1 protein-coding gene is annotated in these 758 nt (G+C 78.2%); it reads right to left on the bottom strand.

Features of this window, described 5'->3' with window-relative positions; genetic code table 11:
- A partial coding sequence (locus EBO15_RS43475; RefSeq protein ID WP_199745205.1) for a helix-turn-helix transcriptional regulator occupies positions 1-742 on the bottom strand: 742 nt, incomplete at its 3' end.
- Positions 743-758: the final 16 nt, after the last annotated feature.

The raw sequence follows: 758 nt of genomic DNA, 5'->3' as shown, positions 1-758 counted from the left end.
GGAGCAGGCGGGCGCCCGCCTCGCGCAGCCGGTCCGCCAGCTCCGGCGGCTCGAGCACCGTGAACTCCACCTCCAGATGCGCCAGCCGCATCGCCGTCCACTCCAGCGAATCGGGTGCCGTCCGCAGCAGGCACGAACCCTCGTCCAGCGCCTCCACCTCGTCCCGGCCCACCCGCAACCGGTCCGCGAGCACCTCCACCGGGGCGTGCACCCTCAGCACCGCACGCACCACCGGACGCCCACCCGCCCGCGACCCGCGCACCCACGCCGCCGGATCCCCACCCGGAACCTCCCGCCGCGCCACCCGCACACCCGTGGGGAACACCTCCTCCACCCGATCCAGCCGAAACGTCCGCCACGCCCCCGAACCACCCCCGCCGGCCGAGCCGGTCGAGCCGGTCGCGTCGGGATGCCCGGTGTCGCGGGCCTGCGGGTCGAAGGCGACCAGGTACCAGCGGCGGCTCGCGGCCACCAGCGCGGACGGCTCCACCAGGCGCCGCGTCACCCGGCCCTCCCGATCGCGGTAGGCGAAACGGACCCGCTCGCCGTCCCGGCACGCCGCCGCCAGGACGGCCAGCACCCCCGGATCCACCCGCGGACCCGCGTCCGGGCCGTCCACCGGCACCGTCGCCTGGGCCACCGCCGCCACCCGGCGCCGCAGCCGCGCCGGAAGGACCTGCTCCAGCTTCGCCAGCGCCCGCAGCGCCGCCTCCCCCGCACCGCCGTCCGCGGCACCGGCCACCGCACCCACCGCACCG

Source organism: Actinomadura harenae (genome assembly GCF_003696215.1).
Lineage (GTDB): Bacteria > Actinomycetota > Actinomycetes > Streptosporangiales > Streptosporangiaceae > Spirillospora > Spirillospora harenae.
This window is presented reverse-complemented; position numbering and strand designations above follow the sequence as displayed.